The 16,394-nt window shown below is 68.5% G+C and carries 16 protein-coding genes; 10 read left to right on the forward strand and 6 right to left on the reverse strand.

Annotation, left to right across the window (positions count from 1 at the left end; all coding sequences use genetic code 11):
* Positions 1-83 precede the first annotated feature (83 nt).
* Positions 84-2,825 (forward strand): TonB-dependent receptor, encoded by a 2,742-nt coding sequence (locus HFP89_RS13365; RefSeq protein WP_168718172.1) that lies wholly within the window; start codon positions 84-86, stop codon positions 2,823-2,825.
* Between the two features lies 1 nt (position 2,826).
* Here the strand turns inward: HFP89_RS13365 and hemW are convergent, their stop codons facing one another.
* From hemW to rph, 3 genes are read right to left on the reverse strand one after another with little or no spacing between them, the layout of a single operon-like run.
* On the reverse strand, positions 2,827-3,987 hold the full coding sequence (gene hemW, locus HFP89_RS13370) for a radical SAM family heme chaperone HemW (RefSeq protein ID WP_168718173.1): 1,161 nt from the start codon (positions 3,985-3,987) through the stop codon (positions 2,827-2,829).
* A 13-nt stretch (positions 3,988-4,000) separates the two neighbouring features.
* The gene (gene rdgB, locus HFP89_RS13375; protein ID WP_168718174.1) at positions 4,001-4,600 is read right to left on the reverse strand and encodes an RdgB/HAM1 family non-canonical purine NTP pyrophosphatase; all 600 of its coding nucleotides are present in this window, start codon (positions 4,598-4,600) and stop codon (positions 4,001-4,003) included.
* Positions 4,600-5,325, reverse strand: coding sequence for a ribonuclease PH (gene rph, locus HFP89_RS13380; protein ID WP_206212372.1), 726 nt, complete (start codon positions 5,323-5,325; stop codon positions 4,600-4,602). Before rph ends, rdgB begins: the two co-directional genes overlap by 1 nt.
* Before the next feature lie 203 nt (positions 5,326-5,528).
* Here rph and HFP89_RS13385 point away from each other — a divergent pair, with 203 nt between their 5' ends.
* The 9 genes from HFP89_RS13385 (at position 5,529) to HFP89_RS13425 (ending at position 13,872) form a co-directional block, all read left to right on the forward strand.
* On the forward strand, positions 5,529-6,398 hold the full coding sequence (locus HFP89_RS13385; RefSeq protein WP_168718175.1) for a YicC/YloC family endoribonuclease: 870 nt from the start codon (positions 5,529-5,531) through the stop codon (positions 6,396-6,398).
* Complete coding sequence (gene gmk, locus HFP89_RS13390; protein ID WP_168718176.1) at positions 6,388-7,029, forward strand: guanylate kinase; 642 nt, start codon at positions 6,388-6,390, stop codon at positions 7,027-7,029. Before HFP89_RS13385 ends, gmk begins: the two co-directional genes overlap by 11 nt.
* A gap of 79 nt (positions 7,030-7,108) precedes the next feature.
* Positions 7,109-7,378, forward strand: coding sequence for a DNA-directed RNA polymerase subunit omega (gene rpoZ / locus HFP89_RS13395; RefSeq protein WP_168718177.1), 270 nt, complete (start codon positions 7,109-7,111; stop codon positions 7,376-7,378).
* A 1,051-nt stretch (positions 7,379-8,429) separates the two neighbouring features.
* Positions 8,430-10,550 carry a bifunctional (p)ppGpp synthetase/guanosine-3',5'-bis(diphosphate) 3'-pyrophosphohydrolase gene (locus tag HFP89_RS13400; RefSeq protein ID WP_168718178.1) on the forward strand — a complete coding sequence of 707 codons (2,121 nt, stop codon included), beginning with the start codon at positions 8,430-8,432 and terminating at the stop codon, positions 10,548-10,550.
* Positions 10,528-11,199, forward strand: coding sequence for a 2OG-Fe(II) oxygenase (locus tag HFP89_RS16355; RefSeq protein ID WP_206212373.1), 672 nt, complete (start codon positions 10,528-10,530; stop codon positions 11,197-11,199). The genes HFP89_RS13400 and HFP89_RS16355 overlap by 23 nt, the downstream gene beginning before the upstream one ends.
* A 62-nt stretch (positions 11,200-11,261) precedes the next feature.
* Positions 11,262-11,624 (forward strand): metalloregulator ArsR/SmtB family transcription factor, encoded by a 363-nt coding sequence (locus HFP89_RS13410; RefSeq protein WP_168718179.1) that lies wholly within the window; start codon positions 11,262-11,264, stop codon positions 11,622-11,624.
* The gene (locus tag HFP89_RS13415) at positions 11,621-12,049 is read left to right on the forward strand and encodes an arsenate reductase ArsC (protein WP_168718180.1); all 429 of its coding nucleotides are present in this window, start codon (positions 11,621-11,623) and stop codon (positions 12,047-12,049) included. The genes HFP89_RS13410 and HFP89_RS13415 overlap by 4 nt, the downstream gene beginning before the upstream one ends.
* Positions 12,046-13,095 carry an ACR3 family arsenite efflux transporter gene (gene arsB, locus HFP89_RS13420; RefSeq protein ID WP_240956397.1) on the forward strand — a complete coding sequence of 350 codons (1,050 nt, stop codon included), beginning with the start codon at positions 12,046-12,048 and terminating at the stop codon, positions 13,093-13,095. Before HFP89_RS13415 ends, arsB begins: the two co-directional genes overlap by 4 nt.
* A gap of 219 nt (positions 13,096-13,314) precedes the next feature.
* Positions 13,315-13,872 carry a lysophospholipid acyltransferase family protein gene (locus tag HFP89_RS13425; protein ID WP_168718181.1) on the forward strand — a complete coding sequence of 186 codons (558 nt, stop codon included), beginning with the start codon at positions 13,315-13,317 and terminating at the stop codon, positions 13,870-13,872.
* Between the two features lie 31 nt (positions 13,873-13,903).
* On the opposite strand, the gene HFP89_RS13430 is transcribed toward HFP89_RS13425, so the two are convergent.
* From HFP89_RS13430 to HFP89_RS13440, 3 genes are all read right to left on the reverse strand, one after another.
* The gene (locus HFP89_RS13430) at positions 13,904-14,347 is read right to left on the reverse strand and encodes a hypothetical protein (RefSeq protein WP_168718182.1); all 444 of its coding nucleotides are present in this window, start codon (positions 14,345-14,347) and stop codon (positions 13,904-13,906) included.
* Positions 14,348-14,472: 125 nt separating this feature from the next.
* Positions 14,473-15,048: a hypothetical protein gene (locus tag HFP89_RS13435; protein ID WP_206212374.1), complete on the reverse strand. Its 576-nt coding sequence runs from the start codon at positions 15,046-15,048 to the stop codon at positions 14,473-14,475.
* Between the two features lie 202 nt (positions 15,049-15,250).
* Positions 15,251-16,394, reverse strand: a protein-coding gene (locus tag HFP89_RS13440) for an IS3 family transposase (RefSeq protein ID WP_168718184.1) whose coding sequence is annotated in 2 segments (ribosomal slippage) — positions 15,251-16,155 and positions 16,155-16,394 — 1,145 coding nt annotated over the 2 segments. Because the reading frame shifts where the segments join, the coding sequence is not laid out codon by codon here. This gene is flagged as partial in the annotation.

Below are 16,394 nucleotides of genomic sequence, written 5' to 3' on the forward strand. Positions count from 1 at the left end.
GGCCTGCTCGGCCGTGTATGCTTGCTGCCGGTCGCGGCGGCGTCGCGGTGCCCGATGTCCCTCTCGAACTGCTGAAGCCCTCGATGCCCGTTCATCCGCTTGCCCGCCCGACCCTGTTGCTTGCCTTCGCGCTGCTCGTTCCCGGCAGCCTGCTTGCGCAGTCTCCGGCCGACCCCGACGCCGACCAGGACGACGCCCTCGACCGCGTGGTCGTCACCGGCTCGCGGGTGCAGAGCGCGATCCGCGCCGGCGCCCGGCCGCTGACCCGCATCGACCGGGACTTCATCGAGACCAGTGGCGCGGTCCGGCTCGGCGACCTGCTGCAGCAGCTGCCGATGTTTTCCGGCTCGCCGCTGAACACCCGGACCAGCCAGCGCGGCCAGGGCGGCGGGCTGTCGCGCGGCATCGAGACGCTGGAGCTGCGCGGGCTGGGCCCGGAACGCACCCTGGTCCTGGTCAACGGCCGCCGCTTCGTGCCCGGCGGCAGCGGGGCCTCGGGCCTGGTCGACCTCGGCATGATCCCGACGGCCTGGATCGAGGCCGTCGAGATCTACCGCGCCGGCGCTTCGGTCGAGTACGGCGCCGATGCCGTGGCCGGCGTGGTCAACATCCTGACCCGGCGACGCATCGACGGCCTGGAACTCGATGCGCAGGGCCGGATCACCGAGCGCAACGACGCCGAGACGCTGCAGGCCAGCGTACTGGCCGGACGCACCGGCGAGCGCGGCGGCTGGCTGGCCGGCCTCGAAGTCGTCGACCAGCCGTCGGTCTCCAAGGGCGACCGGGGGTTCTCGTCGGCCCGCCTGACCCTCGACGGTCCCGACAACCAGCGCGTGTTCGACGGCTCGTCGGCCCCGCCGAGCGGCCAGTACCGCAGCTCGTTCGGCCGCTTCACGCTGCGCGACGGGCAGGACGGCGACGAACTCACCGACTTCCGGCCGTTCACCGACGCCGACCGCTTCAACTTCAACCCGTTCGAGGACCTGCTGCAGGCCTCCACCCGGACCACGCTGTTCGGCAGCGGCGAATGGACCTTCGGCCACGGCGTGCGGGGCTGGGTCGAAGCGCTGGCGCACCACCGCGAATCCAGTGCCCAGCTGGCCCCGCTGCCGTTGTTCACCACCCGCGAGACCGACGTGGTGGTCGATGAGAACAACCTCTACAACCCGTTCGGCGAGACCCTGGTCGACGTCCGCCGGCGACTGGTCGAGGCCGGCCCGCGCCGCTTCGAGCAGGACAACGACGCCTGGCGCGTGGCCGCCGGCCTCGACGGCTGGATCGGCCAGTGGAGCTGGGATGCGTCGCTGACCTGGGGCCGCAACGAGACCGACCAGCGCCAGACCGGCGACCTGCTCGACGACCGGCTGCGCAGCGCGCTGGGCCCGTCGTTCCGGGCCGACGGCACGGCGATCTGCGGCACGCCGGACGACCCGATCCCCGGCTGCGTGCCGCTGAACCTGTTCGGCGGGCCGGGCAGCATCACCGATGCCATGCTCGCCTACGTCGGCGCGGACCTGCGCGACACGGGCTACAACGAACAACGCGTGGTCGAGCTCAACCTGCTCGGCGACCTGGTGACCCTGCCGGCCGGCCCGCTGGCCACGGCCTTCGGGTTCCAGTACCGCGAAGAGGAAGGCGCCGAAACGCCGGACCCGCGCACCCAGGCCGGCAACACCACCGGCTCAGCCCGGGGCGCGACGCGCGGCACGTTCGAGGCCGCCGAGGCCTACATCGAGTTCGGCGTGCCGATCACCCCGGACCTGGAGCTGGATCTCGGCCTGCGCGGCGTCGACTTCTCGAACTTCGGCAGCGACGCGGTGTTCGAGACCGGCCTGGCCTGGCGGGCGAGCGAGCGGCTGACGATTTCGGCCCAGTACTCCGAGGCCTTCCGCGCGCCCAACATCGGCGAGCTGTTCGGCGCGCAGAGCCAGGCCAACCCGATCGTCATCGACCCCTGCGCGCGCTTCGAGGAGCGCACGCCCGAAGAAGTCCAGCGCTGTATCGACCAGGGCGTGCCGGCCGACGGCAGCTTCACCCAGTCCGGCGAGGAAACGCCCGAACTGTCCGGCGGCAATCCGGCGCTGACGCCCGAGCGAGCCACGGTGCGCGCGGTCGGCCTGGCCTGGCGGATTCCGGGGCTGGCCAGCGCCAACCTGCGGATCGACGCCTACGACATCGACATCGAAAACGGCATCGGCGCGCTCGGCGCCGAGACCGTACTGAACCAGTGCCTGGCCACGGGTGCGGCGGCGTTCTGCGACGCCGTCGAGCGCGCACCCGGCGGCGCCATCACCGCGATCTCCGCGCGGCTGCAGAACCTGGCCCGGGAGGAAACCCGCGGTATCGATCTGGAAGCCGACTGGACCGTCGATGCGTTCGGCGGCCGGCTCGGCCAGCGCCTGCTGCTGGCCTGGGTCGACGAGCGCAAGCTGGTCGCCTTCCCCGGCGCCGAGCCGCTGTTCGGCGCCGGCGACTACGATCCCGACCGCTTCGGCGCGATCCCGGAATGGCAGGGCCGCTACCGGCTGGACTGGCGGCACGACCGCTGGAAGGTCGGCTATTCCGCGCAGTGGATCGACGCGATCGAAGAGCGCGGCGGCGAAGTCTTCCCCGGCACCGTCAACCGCGCCGGCAGCGTGCTGTACCACGACCTGTTCGCCGGGCTGGACCTCGGCGACTGGCAGCTCACCGCCGGCGTCGACAACCTGACCGACGTCCGCCCGCCGTTCCTGGCCAACGCCGACGAAGGCAACACCGACTTCGGCACCTACCGCCTGCTCGGCACCACCTACTGGCTGCGGCTCGGCGCCCGGTTCGGCCGCTGACTCAATCGGCCACGGGCAGGAACATCGCCTGCAGATCGTTCAGGAACTGCGCGCCGTGCTCGGTGCGCAGCAGGACATCGTCGCGCCGCTCCAGCAGACCGGCCTCGATGGCCCGGTCCAGGCCGGGCTGCAGCGCGGACTCGTCCAGGCCGGTGCGGGCACGGAAGTCGGCCAGCGGCATCGGCTCGGCCAGGCGCGTGCGGTTGAGCATGAACTCGAAGGCCAGGTCCACGGCCGCCACCGGTTCGGCCTCGGCGATGAACGAGCGATCGGCCGCGGCGCGCAGCCACGAGGCCGGGATGGTCCGGCGGCGGGTGCGCAGGACCTGCTGCTCGGCCGGCAGCGTGATCTTGCCGGACGCGCCGGCGCCGATCCCCAGGTAGTCGCCGAAGCGCCAGTAGTTCAGGTTGTGACGGCTCTCGCGGCCCGGCCGCGCCCAGGCCGAGATCTCGTAGTTGGCGTAGCCGGCCGCCGCCAGCCGTTCCGCCGCCGCGTCCTGCATCGCCCAGACCGTGTCCTCGTCGGGCAGGGCGGGCGGGTGCTTGGCGAACACCGTGTTCGGTTCGAGCGTGAGCTGGTAGTGCGACAGGTGCGGCGGCGCGAAGGACAGCGCGGCGTCGAGATCGGCCTGCATGCCGGCCACGTCCTGGCCCGGCAGCGCCCACATCAGATCGATATTGAAGTTGTCGAAGCCCGCCGAACTCACCGCGTCGATCGCGCGCCTTGCCTCCTCGCCGCCATGGATCCGCCCGAGCACGGCCAGCCGCTCGTCGTCGAAGCTCTGCACGCCGAGGCTGATGCGGTTGACGCCGGCGCTGCGGTAGGCCTCGAAGCGGTCGTGCTCGACGGCACCGGGGTTGGCCTCCAGCGTGATCTCCGCGTCCGGCGCCAGTCGCACCCGGGCGCCGACGCCCTCGAGGATCGCCTCGATCGAGGCCGCCGAGAACAGGCTCGGCGTGCCGCCGCCGAAGAAGATCGCGTGCACCGTCCGGCCCCAGGCGCGCGGCAGGTCGAGCTCCAGGTCGGCCAGCAGCGCGGCCACGGTCTCGGCTTCGGGCAGCGTGTCCGGAGCGACGTGCGAGTTGAAATCGCAGTACGGGCACTTGCGCACGCACCACGGCAGGTGGATGTAGAGCGTCAGCGGCGGCAGCGTCAGCGCCATGTCCGCGCGCCCGTCAGGCCGCCCCGATCAGGCGGATCAGCTGGTCGAGCGCCCGCCCGCGATGGCTGACCCGGTTCTTCTCGCCGGCCGGCAGCTCGGCAGCGGTCGCGCCCATTCGCGGGTCGTGGAACACCGGGTCGTAGCCGAACCCGCCGGTGCCACGCCGCGCCTCGAGAATGTAGCCGTGCCAGCGGCCGGTGGCGATCAGCGGCGCCGGATCGTCGGCGTGCTGCAGCAGCACCAGACAGCAGTAGAAGTACGCGCCGCGCCGTTCTTCGGGCAGATCGCGCAGTTCATCGAGCAGCTTGTCGATGTTGTCCTGGTCGGTGGCATCCTCGCCGGCGAAGCGAGCCGAGCGGATGCCGGGCCGGCCGTCCAGCGCATCGACCACCAGCCCCGAATCGTCGCCCAGCGCCGGGCCGCCGGCCGCTTCGGAGGCGGCGCGGGCCTTGATCAGCGCGTTCTCGACGAAGGTCCGCCCGGTTTCCGGCGGCGGGACCACGCCATAGTCGGCTTGCGACTTCACCGAAAAATTCAGCGGCGAGAGCATCTGGTCGAACTCGGCCAGCTTGCCGGCGTTGCCGCTGGCGATGACGAGCGTCGGCATCGCCATCAGCCGGCGTTTTCCAGCGCCGCGGTCTGGGCGGCCTGCAGGTCCTTGATGCCGGCCGCGGCAAGGTCGAGCATGCGGTCGAGCTCGTCGCGATGGAAGGCGTGGCCCTCGGCCGTGCCCTGGACCTCGATGAAACCGCCGCCGTCGTTCATGACCACGTTCAGATCGGTGTCGGCGCTGGAGTCCTCGGCATAGTCCAGGTCCAGCACCGCTTCGGAGCCGACGATACCGACCGACACCGCGGCGACCTGGCCGTGGATCGGTTCGCGCGCCAGCTTGCCGCGCTTGCGGATCGTCGCGATCGCATCGACCAGCGCAACGTAGGCCCCGGTGATCGACGCGGTGCGGGTGCCGCCGTCGGCCTGCAGCACGTCGCAGTCCAGCGTGATGGTGCGCTCGCCGATGGCCTGCAGGTCGATCACCGCGCGCAGGCTGCGGCCGATCAGGCGCTGGATTTCCAGCGTGCGGCCGCCCTGCTTGCCGCGGGTGGCCTCGCGCATGTTCCGGGTGCCGGTCGACCGCGGCAGCATGCCGTACTCGGCGGTCACCCAGCCCGAGCCCTTGCCGCGCAGCCACGGCGGCACGCGGTCCTCGACGCTGGCGGTGCACAGCACGCGGGTCTCGCCGCAGCTGATCAGCACCGAACCTTCGGCGTGGCGGGTGAAGTGACGGCGGATCTCGATCGGGCGCAGTTCATCGGCGCGGCGGCCGGATGGTCGGGACAAGACAGACTCCTCGGAATGGGGCGTGGACGGCGGTTCTCCGGGTCCCGGAGCCCGCGCCCCGCAGCACGCGGAGCCGGGGTTCGGGACCCGGGAATCCAGGCCGCAAAGAGTATCACGCGACTCGACCCGGACCGCAGCGGCGATGCGGTCGACGCGGCCCGATCGGGTACCATGTCGCGTCTCGAACCGACCGGAACGCCGCCGTGATCCGAAGCATGACTGCCTACGCCAGCCTCAGCCGGGCCGGTGATTCCGGACAGCTGACCTGGGAAGTCAAGAGCGTCAACCAGCGCTATCACGAGGCTTCGCTCCGGCTGCCCGAGGATTTCCGGGTGCTGGAGCCCGAAATCCGCGCCCGGCTGAAGGCACGATTCGCGCGCGGCAAGTTCGACGTGACCCTGCGCTACCACGCCGACGCCGCGGCCGCTGCGGCCGCACCGGTGCTGAACCGCGACCTGGCCGCGGCGCTGCTCGAGCGCCACCGCGAGCTGGCCGGGCTGGCCGGCTCGTCGGCCGATCCGGACCTGGTCCGCCTGCTGGCCTGGCCGGGCCTGCTGATCGAACAGCGGCCCGACTTCGAGTCCGAGCAGCACAATGCCCTGACGCTGCTCGACGACACCCTCGACGCCCTGCTCGAAGCGCGCGAGCGCGAAGGCACGGCAATTGCCGAAATGCTCGAGCCCCGGCTGGCCGGAATCCTCGAGCAGGCCGAGCTCGTCCGCCGCCACCTGCCGGCCGTGCGCAACGCGCTCGAGACGCGCTTCCGCGAAAGGCTGGAAGGCCTGGGCGCGGACATCGAGCCCGGCCGGATGGAACAGGAGATCGCGCTCCAGCTCGGCAAGCTCGACGTCGACGAAGAGCTGGACCGGCTCGAAGCCCACGTCGCCGAGGTCCGCCGCGTGCTGACGCTGGACGAGCCGGTCGGCCGGCGGCTGGACTTCCTGATGCAGGAACTCAACCGCGAGGCCAACACGCTGGGTTCGAAATCGGTAGCCACCGAGACCACCGGCGTATCGGTGGAGCTGAAGGTGCTGATCGAACAGATGCGCGAGCAGGTCCAGAATGTCGAGTGAGGCCGGCGGCGAGCTGTACGTCATCGCCGCGCCCTCGGGCGCAGGCAAGACCAGCCTCATCGGCAGCCTGCTCGAACAGTTCCCCGATCTGGCCTTCTCGGTTTCCGACACCACCCGGCCGCCCAGAGCCGGCGAAGTCGACGGCGAGGCCTACCACTTCATCGACGCCGACACCTTCCGCCGCCGGATCGGCGAAGGCCGCTTCCTGGAACACGCCCAGGTGTTCGGCAACTACTACGGCACCGACCGCGAGCGGGTCGAGGCGCTGTGGGCCGAGGGCAAGGACGTGCTGCTGGACATCGACGTCCAGGGAGCGGCGCAGGTGCGCGAATCGCACCCCGAGGCCTGCCAGGTCTTCATCCTGCCGCCGTCGCTGGCGGTGCTCAAGCAGCGCCTGACCGGGCGCGGCACGGATCGGCCCGAGGTCATCGAACGTCGTCTCGGCGAGGCCCGCAGCGAAATGTCGGCCTGCATGGAATTCGACTTCATCGTGGTCAACGACGATTTCGACCGCGCCCGCGACGACCTGACCGGCATCCTGCGCGCCTGGCCGCTGCGCCGCCGGCGCCAGCAGCAGGTGCAGGCCGAACGACTGGCCGATCTGCTGCGCGAGGACGGCGAAACCGCCTGACTTCGAAGGGTATCTTTTGCGGCCCGGATTGCGTAAACTAACGGGCTCGCTTTTCGAAATGCATTCGCAGGAGCTCTTGATGGCTCGCGTGACCGTAGAAGACTGTATCGATTCCGAACCGAACCGGTTCAACCTGATCGTGATGGCCGCCCAGCGCGCCCGCCAGATCGCCAACGGCGCCGACCCGCTGGTCGACGAGGAAACCGACAAGCCGACGGTGATCGCCCTGCGCGAAATCGCCGAGGGCGTGATCGACAAGGACAACATCCGCACCTACCAGGCGGAACTGGACGCGCGGCTGGCCGCCATGCAGGCCGAACTGCCACCGCCCCCGCCGGACGAAGACTGAGCTCGGCCCGCCTTCGCTGAGGACACCCGGGAATGCACCGCTCGGCGGCCACCGCTGACCGTGCCCGCACCTCACCCCGGGTGCCCCCTTTCTTGCCGATCCAAACGCCTCCCGCCGAATCCGGCGGAGTCGCCCGTGCGCGGTCACTCCATGCCGTGCTCGTGGCACCCGCTCGCAAGCACCGCCGCGCGCCGAGCACTCGCCGTGCAGTAGCGCCCCAGAACGCCCCGCAGAATCTCGGAAACTCGCACCCACAGCCGACCCGAAGCGCCATCGGTTGGGCCCATCGAAGCCCCGAGCGCCCCCGCGCGCGGAGCGAGCGGCTCGTGGTCGGTGATCGCCAGCGCGGAGGACCCGGAGCGCACTCGAGTGTGCGTGAGGATTCCGAGCACTGCCGAGCGCCGAGCACGAGCCGCGCAGTAGCGCCCCAGAACGGCCCTGAGCATTCCAGAATCTCGCACCCACAGCCGACCCGAAGCGCCATCGGTTGGGCCCATCGAAGCCCCGAGCGCCCCCGCGCGCGGAGCGAGCGGCTCGTGGTCGGTGATCGCCAGCGCGGAGGACCCGGAGCGCACTCGAGTGTGCGTGAGGATTCCGAGCACTGCCGAGCGCCGAGCACGAGCCGCGCAGTAGCGCCCCAGAACGGCCCTGAGCATTCCAGAATCTCGCACCCACAGCCGACCCGAAGCGCCATCGGTTGGGCCCATCGAAGCCCCGAGCGCCCCCGCGCGCGTAGCGAGCGGCTCGTGGTCGGTGATCGCCGGAGCGCAGCGACCGGAGTGCACTGTCAGGTTCATGAGGATCGCGAGCACTGCCGAGCGCCGAGCACGAGCCGCGCAGTAGCGCCCCAGAACGGCCCTGAGCATTCCAGAATCTCGCACCCACAGCCGACCCGAAGCGCCATCGGTTGGGCCCATCGAAGCCCCGAGCACTGCCGAGCGCCGAGCACGAGCCGCGCAGTAGCGCCCCGAACCATGGCACGAAACCGACGCAGAGCAAGGCTTCAAACCGAGGCAGGACCCCAACTCGCCAAAACGCGGGGAGAACAACGATGAGCTACCCCGCGCCGGTACGTGAACTCAAGCGGCTGCTCAATACCTACCTCGAACCCGAACAGGTTGCCGCCACGCTCTACGCCTTCGAAGTCGGCGAGGAAGCCCACCGCGGCCAGACGCGCAGGTCGGGCGAGGACTACATCATGCACCCGGTCGCCGTGGCCTCGATCCTGGCCGGGATGCGGATGGACAGCCCGACGATCACCGCGGCGATCCTGCACGACACGGTCGAGGACACCGACCTCACCCTCGACGACCTGAAGCGCGAGTTCGGCGACCAGGTCGCCAAGCTGGTCGACGGCGTCACCAAGCTCGACAAGATGAAGTTCCGCACCCGGCAGGAGGCCGACGCGGAAAGCTTCCGCAAACTCCTTCTCGCCATGAGTCGAGACCTGCGGGTGATCTTCATCAAGCTGGCCGACCGGCTGCACAACATGCGCACGATCGAGGCGATGTCGCCGGAATCGCGCCGCCGGATCTCGTCGGAAACCCTCGAGATCTACGTGCCGATCGCCGACCGGCTGGGCATGCACGGGTTGAAGAGCGAGCTCGAGGACCTGGGCTTCCAGAACCTCTACCCGAACCGCTACCGGATCATCGCGCGCCGGCTGCGCTCGATGACCAAGTACCGCAAGGAGATCATCGACTCGGTCTCCGAGGCGTTGAAGAAACGCCTGAACGAGGCCGGCATCGCCGCGCGCGTCGAAGGCCGCGAGAAGACGATCTACAGCATCTACTCGAAGATGCGCTCGAAATCGCTGAGTTTCGACGAGGTCAACGACCTGTATGCCTTCCGGGTGATCTGCCCGGCCGAATCGCATTGCTACCAGGCGCTCGGGGTAGTCCACAGCCTGTACAAGCCCCGTCCGGGCAGCTTCAAGGACTACATCGCCCTGCCCAAGGCCAACGGCTACCAGTCGCTGCACACGGTGCTGACCTCGCCGTACAACGTGCCGCTGGAAATCCAGATCCGCACCGAGGAGATGGACATGGTGGCCGAGAAGGGCGCCGCCGCGCACTGGCTGTACAAGGCCACGCCGCCGGACGGCTCGACCGCCGTGCGCGCCCGCGAGTGGCTGCTGAAGCTGGTCGAGACCCAGTCCCGGGCCAAGGAGTCGCTGGAGTTCATCGACTCGGCCAAGGCCGAGCTGTTCCCGGACGAGGTCTACGTGTTCACCCCCCGGGGCAAGATCATCGATCTGAAGGCGCGGGCCTCGGCGCTGGATTTCGCCTACGCCATCCACACCGACGTCGGCAATCGGGCCCGCCGGGCGCTGATCGACCACAAGCCGGCCCCGCTGTCGGCGGTGCTGGAAAACGGCCAGACGGTGAAGATCGAAACCGACGAAACGGTAGAGCCGAAACCGGAATGGCTGGACCACGTGGTCACCGCCAAGGCCCGCACCGCCATCCGTTCGCACCTGAAGAACCTCGAGCAGGCCGACTCGGTGGCCATCGGCCATCGACTGCTCGACCAGGCGCTGGCCCGGCGCGACAGCTCGCTGGACAAGATCTCGCAGCGCAAGCTCGACCGCTATGTGCGCAAGGCCGGGCTGGAGCGGCTCGAGGACCTGCTGATCCGGATCGCCCACGGCGAACTGCTGGCCGCGACCGTGGCCCAGAAACTGCTGCCGATCACCCAGCGCCGGAGTGCGGAGAGAACCACCGGCGATGTGTTCACCGTCGGCGGCTCCGAGCGCAACGCGATCGTCTACGCCAACTGCTGCCACCCGATTCCCGGCGACCGGATCACCGGCTACCTGTCGCCCGGCCGGGGCATCATCGTGCACCGGCACAACTGCCCCAACGTCCCGGCGCTGGAACGCGAACACCCCGAGCGCTGCCTGGACGTGGCCTGGGAGCCGCTGACCCGCGGCAGCTACAGCGTCCAGCTGAAGGTCGTCACCGTCAACGGCCCCGGCGTGCTGGCCTCGGTGTCGACCTCGATCAGTCAGGCCGACGCCAACATCGAGCGCGTCGAGCAGCGCGAAAGCACCGGCGACACCGCCGAGCTGCACTTCCTGATCGGCCTGCGCGACCGGACCCAGCTGGCCCGCGTGCTGTCGCGGATGCGGCGCAACCCGAAAGTCTTCCGTGTCCAGCGCGAAATGGGCTGACGCCCCGCAGGGGCTCGCCGACCGCCTGCCGCTGGACGCCATTGCCGAAGCGCTGACCGACCACGGCTGGTGGGTCGGCGACGACGCGCTGCCGCCCGACCTCACCGCCCGATTGCGCGCCGAACTCGACCGCCTCGAAGACGAAGACCGCCTCCGCCGCGCCGGCATCGGCCGCGAGACCGACTACCAGCTGGCCCGCGACGTCCGCCGCGACCGGATCCGCTGGCTGAACCGCGAGTCCGCCGTCCAGGCCGAACTGCTCGACTTTGCCGGCGCGCTCAAGGATCGTTTGAACCGCGCCCTGTTCCTGGGCCTGTTCGAGTTCGAAGGCCACTTCGCCCTGTATCCCGAAGGCGCCTTCTACCGCACCCACTACGACAGCTTCCGCGGCGCGGCCAACCGGCTGGTCTCGCTGGTGCTGTTCCTGAACCCCGACTGGCAGCCGGACCACGGCGGCGAACTGGTCCTCTACGCCGACGACGAGACCACCGAGCGGGCCCGCATCGCCCCGCTCGACGGCCGGCTGGTGCTGTTCCTCAGCGAAGAAATCCCGCACGAAGTCCGCCCGACCCACGCACCCCGCAGGAGCGTGGCCGGCTGGTACCGACTCAATACCTCGATCGGTGGGCAGATCGACCCGCCGCGGTGAGCCGGCAAGCACGGCGACGATCTGAACTCGACCGCAACCATTATTTCCATTATTCTGGAATTATGGAATTCGAAGACGCAACCCGCGCACTGGCCGGGCTGGCCCAGCCGACCCGGCTGCGGCTGTTCCGACGCCTGATCGCTGCCGGGTCGGCCGGACAGGCCGCTGGTGAGCTGGCAGCGGCGCTCGGCGTGCCCAACAACACCCTTTCATCGCACCTGGCGTGCCTGAAGAACGCCGGACTGATCGGGTCTCGGCGCGACGGGCGGTCGATCATCTACAGCGTCGAGATCGACGCGGTCCGCGCGCTGCTCGGCTTTCTGGTCGACGATTGCTGCGGAGGGCGCCCCGAGTTGTGCGCCGGCCTCGTCGAATCGAAGGTCGAATCGGTGCCAATGCAGCCGAACAACGAGCAACGGTCATGAGCGAACCCACTTCGCCCCGCACCGTACTGGTGATCTGCACCGGCAACTCCTGCCGATCGATCATCGCCGAAGCCCTGATCAACGCCTTACCCTGCGGGCGCTATCGCGCCGTCAGCGCCGGCAGCGCGCCGACCGGCACCGTGCACCCGGGCGCACTGGCGGTGCTGAAACGCCGCGGCATCGACCCGGGCCGGCCGCGCAGCCAGTCCTGGAAGGACTTCATCACCCGCCACTTCGACGTGGTCGTGACCGTCTGCGACCGCGCCGCGGGCGAGGCCTGCCCGGTGGCGGTCGGCGATTCGCGGGTGCTGCACTGGAGCCTTCCCGACCCTGCAGCCGTGCACGGCACCCACGACGAGATCGAGCAGGCCTTCGACGCCGTGTTCGACCGCTTGAAGCAACACATCGACGAGGACCTTCAATGAGCGCTGACCGCGTGGATCCCCAAAGCGCCATGACGGCGTTCGAGCGCTACCTTTCGCTGTGGATCGCCGGCGGAATCGTGACCGGCGTGGCGCTCGGCGCGTTGCTGCCGGGCCTGTTCGAAAGCCTGGCCGGCATCGAGTACGGCCAGGTCAATCTGCTGGTCGCGGTGTTCATCTGGCTGATGATCTACCCGATGATGGTCAACGTCGACTTCAAGGCCATCGGCAACATCGGCCGGGCGCCCAAGGGCCTGTGCATCACGCTGGTCGTCAACTGGCTGATCAAGCCGTTCACCATGGCCGCGCTGGCCGTACTGTTCTTCGAGCACCTGTTCGCCGGCTGGGTCGATCCGCAATCCGCGCAGGAGTACATCGCCGGCATGATCCTGCTGGGCGTGGCACCTTGCACGGCAATGGTGTTCGTGTGGAGCCAGCTGGTCCGCGGCGACCCCAACTACACGCTGGTCCAGGTGTCGGTCAACGACATCATCATGGTCTTCGCCTTCGCGCCGCTCGCCGCCTGGCTGCTGGGCGTCACCGAGATCATCGTGCCCTGGGAAACCTTGCTGCTGTCGGTGATCCTCTATGTGGTGCTGCCGCTGGTCGCCGGCAGCCTTACCCGCACCGCCCTGGGCAGCGGCGACCCGGCCCGCATCCGGGCCTTCACCGCCCGCATCCGCCCCCTGTCCACCATCGGCCTGCTGGCCACCGTGGTGCTGCTGTTCGCGCTGCAGGCGCCGAGACTGCTGGCCGATCCGTTGATCATCGGCCTGATTGCCGTTCCACTGCTGATCCAGAGTTACGCCATCTTCGCGCTGGCGTTCGGCTGGGCGTGGTTGTGGAAAGTGCCGTTCGAAACCGCCGCGCCCGCAGCGCTGATCGGCACGTCGAACTTCTTCGAACTGGCCGTGGCGGTGGCCATCGGGCTGTTCGGCCTGAACTCCGGCGCCGCGTTGGCCACAGTGGTCGGCGTGCTGGTCGAAGTCCCGGTCATGCTGTCGCTGGTCGCCCTCGCGCGTCGGCTGCAGCCGCACTTCGAGCGCTGAGACCACGATTCAGCCGCAAGACCAACGACCGCGTCGTTTCTGCACTGCTCCTTGTCCCGATCCGCGGGCTGAGCCACCAGCCACGCCGGAGTCCTTGGAGTCGGCGCAGTTCGCTGCTGGATCGCGACCTGAACGAGATACTCGAATACCGACACCCCACAACGACTCGCTTGCCGGTATCGTCGCCGCTACCGCTGGCCTGAACAGCCGACCTCACTAATGAAGAATTTTGCCCGATTTCTCCTCCGGGCCTTTGGCTGGACCCTGACCCAAGCCGATCCCGGCACCCGCCGCTACGTGCTGGTCTTCGCGCCGCACACCAGCAACTGGGACTTCGTGGTCGGCCTGCTGGCGGCCTGGGCGCTGGGGCTGAAGGCGCACTGGATGGGCAAGCACAGCCTGTTCCGGGGTCCGCTGGGGCCGGTCTTCCGGTGGTGGGGCGGCATTCCGGTCGATCGCAGTCGGCGAGGCGAGTTGAGCCGGCAGATGGCCGCGCGCTTCGCGGCCGCGGAGCATTTCGTCCTCGGCATCGCGCCGGAAGGCACCCGGAGCTTCTCCGATCACTGGAAATCGGGCTTCTGGCACATCGCCCGGGCCGCCGGCGTGCCCGTGGTCATGGCCTACATCGACTATCCGCGCAAGCAGGTCGGCATGGGCGCGTCCTTCGTGCCCGGCGACGACCTCGAGGCCGACTTCGTGCGGATCCGGGCGTTCTACGCCGACAAGCGCGGCCGGTTTCCCGACAAGGAAAGCACGATCCGGCCGCGGGCGCGCTGAGTTCGCGGTAACGCCTGGCCCTCGAAGCCCGTCAGAAGACTTCCAGCAGCACCCCGTAGAACAGGACCAGAAACCCGCCGATCTCGGCGGCGATCAGCGTCCACATGAAGATCGAGATCGCCGAACCGGGCACCGTGCGGTTCCCGAGCCTGAACGGGCATTTCAACTGATTGTCCGTGTCCTGCAGCAACCCGTGGACCACGTAGGTCAGGATCGATGCTGCGAAATACAGGACGAGCGCAGCAACAGCGGCCAGCTCCACGGCCACGGGCAGCCGGCTGATCTCGACAAAGGTCAGCAACAGAATGCAGGCGAACGCGTAGAGCAACGAGGCACGGTGGCCGATGTCGATGTAGGGATGGGCCGTGGCGCTATCGGACGCAGCGATCTGGCGGTACTTGATCACGCCGGTGATCAGCCCGGTCAGAAAGAACACCCCGGCCGAAACGACCGTCAACTTGGCGGCAGCGTCCATGGCTCGTACCCCTTCACGTTCGGAGCATCGTAGCGGAACGAGCGCATCGGCAGATCAGGCGCTGTTCGGTGGGCGTTGTCCGGTGGCGTTGCCCGGTGGGTGTCCGCGCTCTCCGCAGTCCCCGGTCAGCCGCAAGCGAACGGAATCGGCGTGGGCTCCCGAATCTCGATCCGCTCGCGCTCGAGCAAGCGGACCATGCTGGGAAACTGTCGCGCATCGAACTGGGGATACAGCAGGTAGTTCAGCAGGCCGTGGGTGCCGTTCTCGATCTCGGCCTGCCGGAGCGCGGCGGCGGCTTCTTCAGTGCGGGACAGCGTGCCCAGGACGAACCAGTTGTTCTGCGCTTCCGCATCCTCTTCGAACAGGGCGACCGCATCGTGGACCCGTCCTTCGGCGCAGGCCTGCCGAATCTGCAGCACGAGTTTCCCTTGAGGCGGCAGATCCATCAGCAGCAATCGGTCATGAAACGCTCGCGCCTCGGCAACCCGGCCGGCCCACAGGAGCGCACGGTGGATCTGGTACTGGACGAAGACGGCGTCCGGCCAGCGCGTCGCGAGCCGGTAGGCGTGATCGATCCATCCTTGGGGCGCCTGGGTGCGATAGGCCTGCACGAGGTAATGGATCGCCACCACGCGATCGTTGAGCGAACGCTCGCGAAAGACCGCCAGCGCCTGCTCATGCAAGGCGTCATCGCCGACCATGTAGGCGAGTTCCAGGGCCTGCAGCCACGCTTGAAAATCGCCGGGTCGTTCGCCAACGTAGCGCCGGAACAGAGACACAGCTTCGCTCAGTCGAAGCTGTTCGCGCGCTTCGACCGCGCGGTAGAGGATGGCGTCGAGCGGGTCAGGGGCCGTTTCGATCGCTGCCTCGATCCGCTCAGCGAAGTGAATCGCCCCGGCTTCTCTAGACACTCTTGAGCCGTTTTTTTGCTGCCTTCTCATACTCTACCGGCGACAGCCCGTCATTGGAACCGTGCCGCCGCCGGCGGTTGTAGAACAGCTCGATATAGTCGAACACGTCCGCTCGAGCTTCATCCCGCGTCGCGTAGATGCGCCGCTTGATCCTTTCTCGCTTCAGTAGCTGGAAGAAGCTCTCGGCAACCGCATTGTCATGGCAGTTTCCGCGACGGCTCATCGAGCATTCGAGCTTGTGGTCGTCGATGAACTTCTGCCACTCATGCCCGGTGTACTGGCTGCCCTGATCCGAGTGAACGAGCAAGCCCGGCTCGTGCTTGCGCTTCCAGACCGCCATGACCAGCGCCTTGAGCACCAGGTCCGCCTGCATCCTCGACTGCATCGACCAGCCGACGACCTGGCGGGAGAACAGATCGAGCACCACGGCCAGGTACAGCCAGCCCTCGTAGGTCCGGATCATCGTGATGTCCGTGACCCAGGCGCGATTGGGTTGGTCTGGATCGAACTGACGGTCAAGCAGGTTCTCCGCTACCACCGCCGGCTTTCCGCCGTTGTAGCTGCGACGCTTCCGGTAGCCCACTTCGGCCCGGAGGCCTGCCGCGCGCATCAGCCGGTAGACCCGATGCTTGCCGATCTCTTCACCCAGGTCCCTCAGGTCGTCATGGATCTTTCGATACCCGTACACCGCGCCACTCTCCAGCCAGGACTGCTTGATCAGGCCGGTCTGGCGCTGATCTTCCTTAAAACGCTGCGAGCACGGCGCCTTCAGCCAGGCGTAGAAGCCGCTGGGATGCACCTCGAGCACCCGGCACATCGTGCGCACCCGGAACTCCTTGCGGTGGGCCTGAATGAACCCGTACTTCACCCGGACTCCTTGGCGAAGTACGTTGCGGCCTTTTTTAGAATGTCGCGCTCCTCCTCGACGCGCTTCAACTCGGCCTTGAGACGCTGCAGCTCGCGCTGCGCCTCATCGTGCTCCAGGCTGGCCCGGTCCTTCGATCCGAACTTCTTGATCCAGGCGTAGAGACTGTGCGTGGTGATCCCCAGTCGTCCCGCAACCTCGCCGACCGAATGACCCCGGTCCGTGACCTGCCGAACCGCTTCGATCTTGAACTCTTCCGTGTACCGCTTTC

Source organism: Wenzhouxiangella sp. XN79A (assembly GCF_012272825.1).
GTDB lineage: Bacteria > Pseudomonadota > Gammaproteobacteria > Xanthomonadales > Wenzhouxiangellaceae.

Bases quoted from the DNA above. Each gene is read 5' to 3' on its own strand.
- gmk (WP_168718176.1), top strand. From the start codon at position 6,388: ATGTCGAGTGAGGCCGGCGGCGAGCTGTACGTCATCGCCGCGCCCTCG.
- rpoZ (WP_168718177.1), top strand. From the start codon at position 7,109: ATGGCTCGCGTGACCGTAGAAGACTGTATCGATTCCGAACCGAACCGG.
- rdgB (WP_168718174.1), bottom strand. From the start codon at position 4,600: ATGGCGATGCCGACGCTCGTCATCGCCAGCGGCAACGCCGGCAAGCTG.
- HFP89_RS13425 (WP_168718181.1), top strand. From the start codon at position 13,315: ATGAAGAATTTTGCCCGATTTCTCCTCCGGGCCTTTGGCTGGACCCTG.
- HFP89_RS13410 (WP_168718179.1), top strand. From the start codon at position 11,262: ATGGAATTCGAAGACGCAACCCGCGCACTGGCCGGGCTGGCCCAGCCG.
- HFP89_RS13400 (WP_168718178.1), top strand. From the start codon at position 8,430: ATGAGCTACCCCGCGCCGGTACGTGAACTCAAGCGGCTGCTCAATACC.
- arsB (WP_240956397.1), top strand. From the start codon at position 12,046: ATGAGCGCTGACCGCGTGGATCCCCAAAGCGCCATGACGGCGTTCGAG.
- HFP89_RS13435 (WP_206212374.1), bottom strand. From the start codon at position 15,048: ATGGTCGGCGATGACGCCTTGCATGAGCAGGCGCTGGCGGTCTTTCGC.
- HFP89_RS13365 (WP_168718172.1), top strand. From the start codon at position 84: ATGCCCGTTCATCCGCTTGCCCGCCCGACCCTGTTGCTTGCCTTCGCG.
- hemW (WP_168718173.1), bottom strand. From the start codon at position 3,987: ATGGCGCTGACGCTGCCGCCGCTGACGCTCTACATCCACCTGCCGTGG.
- HFP89_RS13430 (WP_168718182.1), bottom strand. From the start codon at position 14,347: ATGGACGCTGCCGCCAAGTTGACGGTCGTTTCGGCCGGGGTGTTCTTT.
- HFP89_RS13415 (WP_168718180.1), top strand. From the start codon at position 11,621: ATGAGCGAACCCACTTCGCCCCGCACCGTACTGGTGATCTGCACCGGC.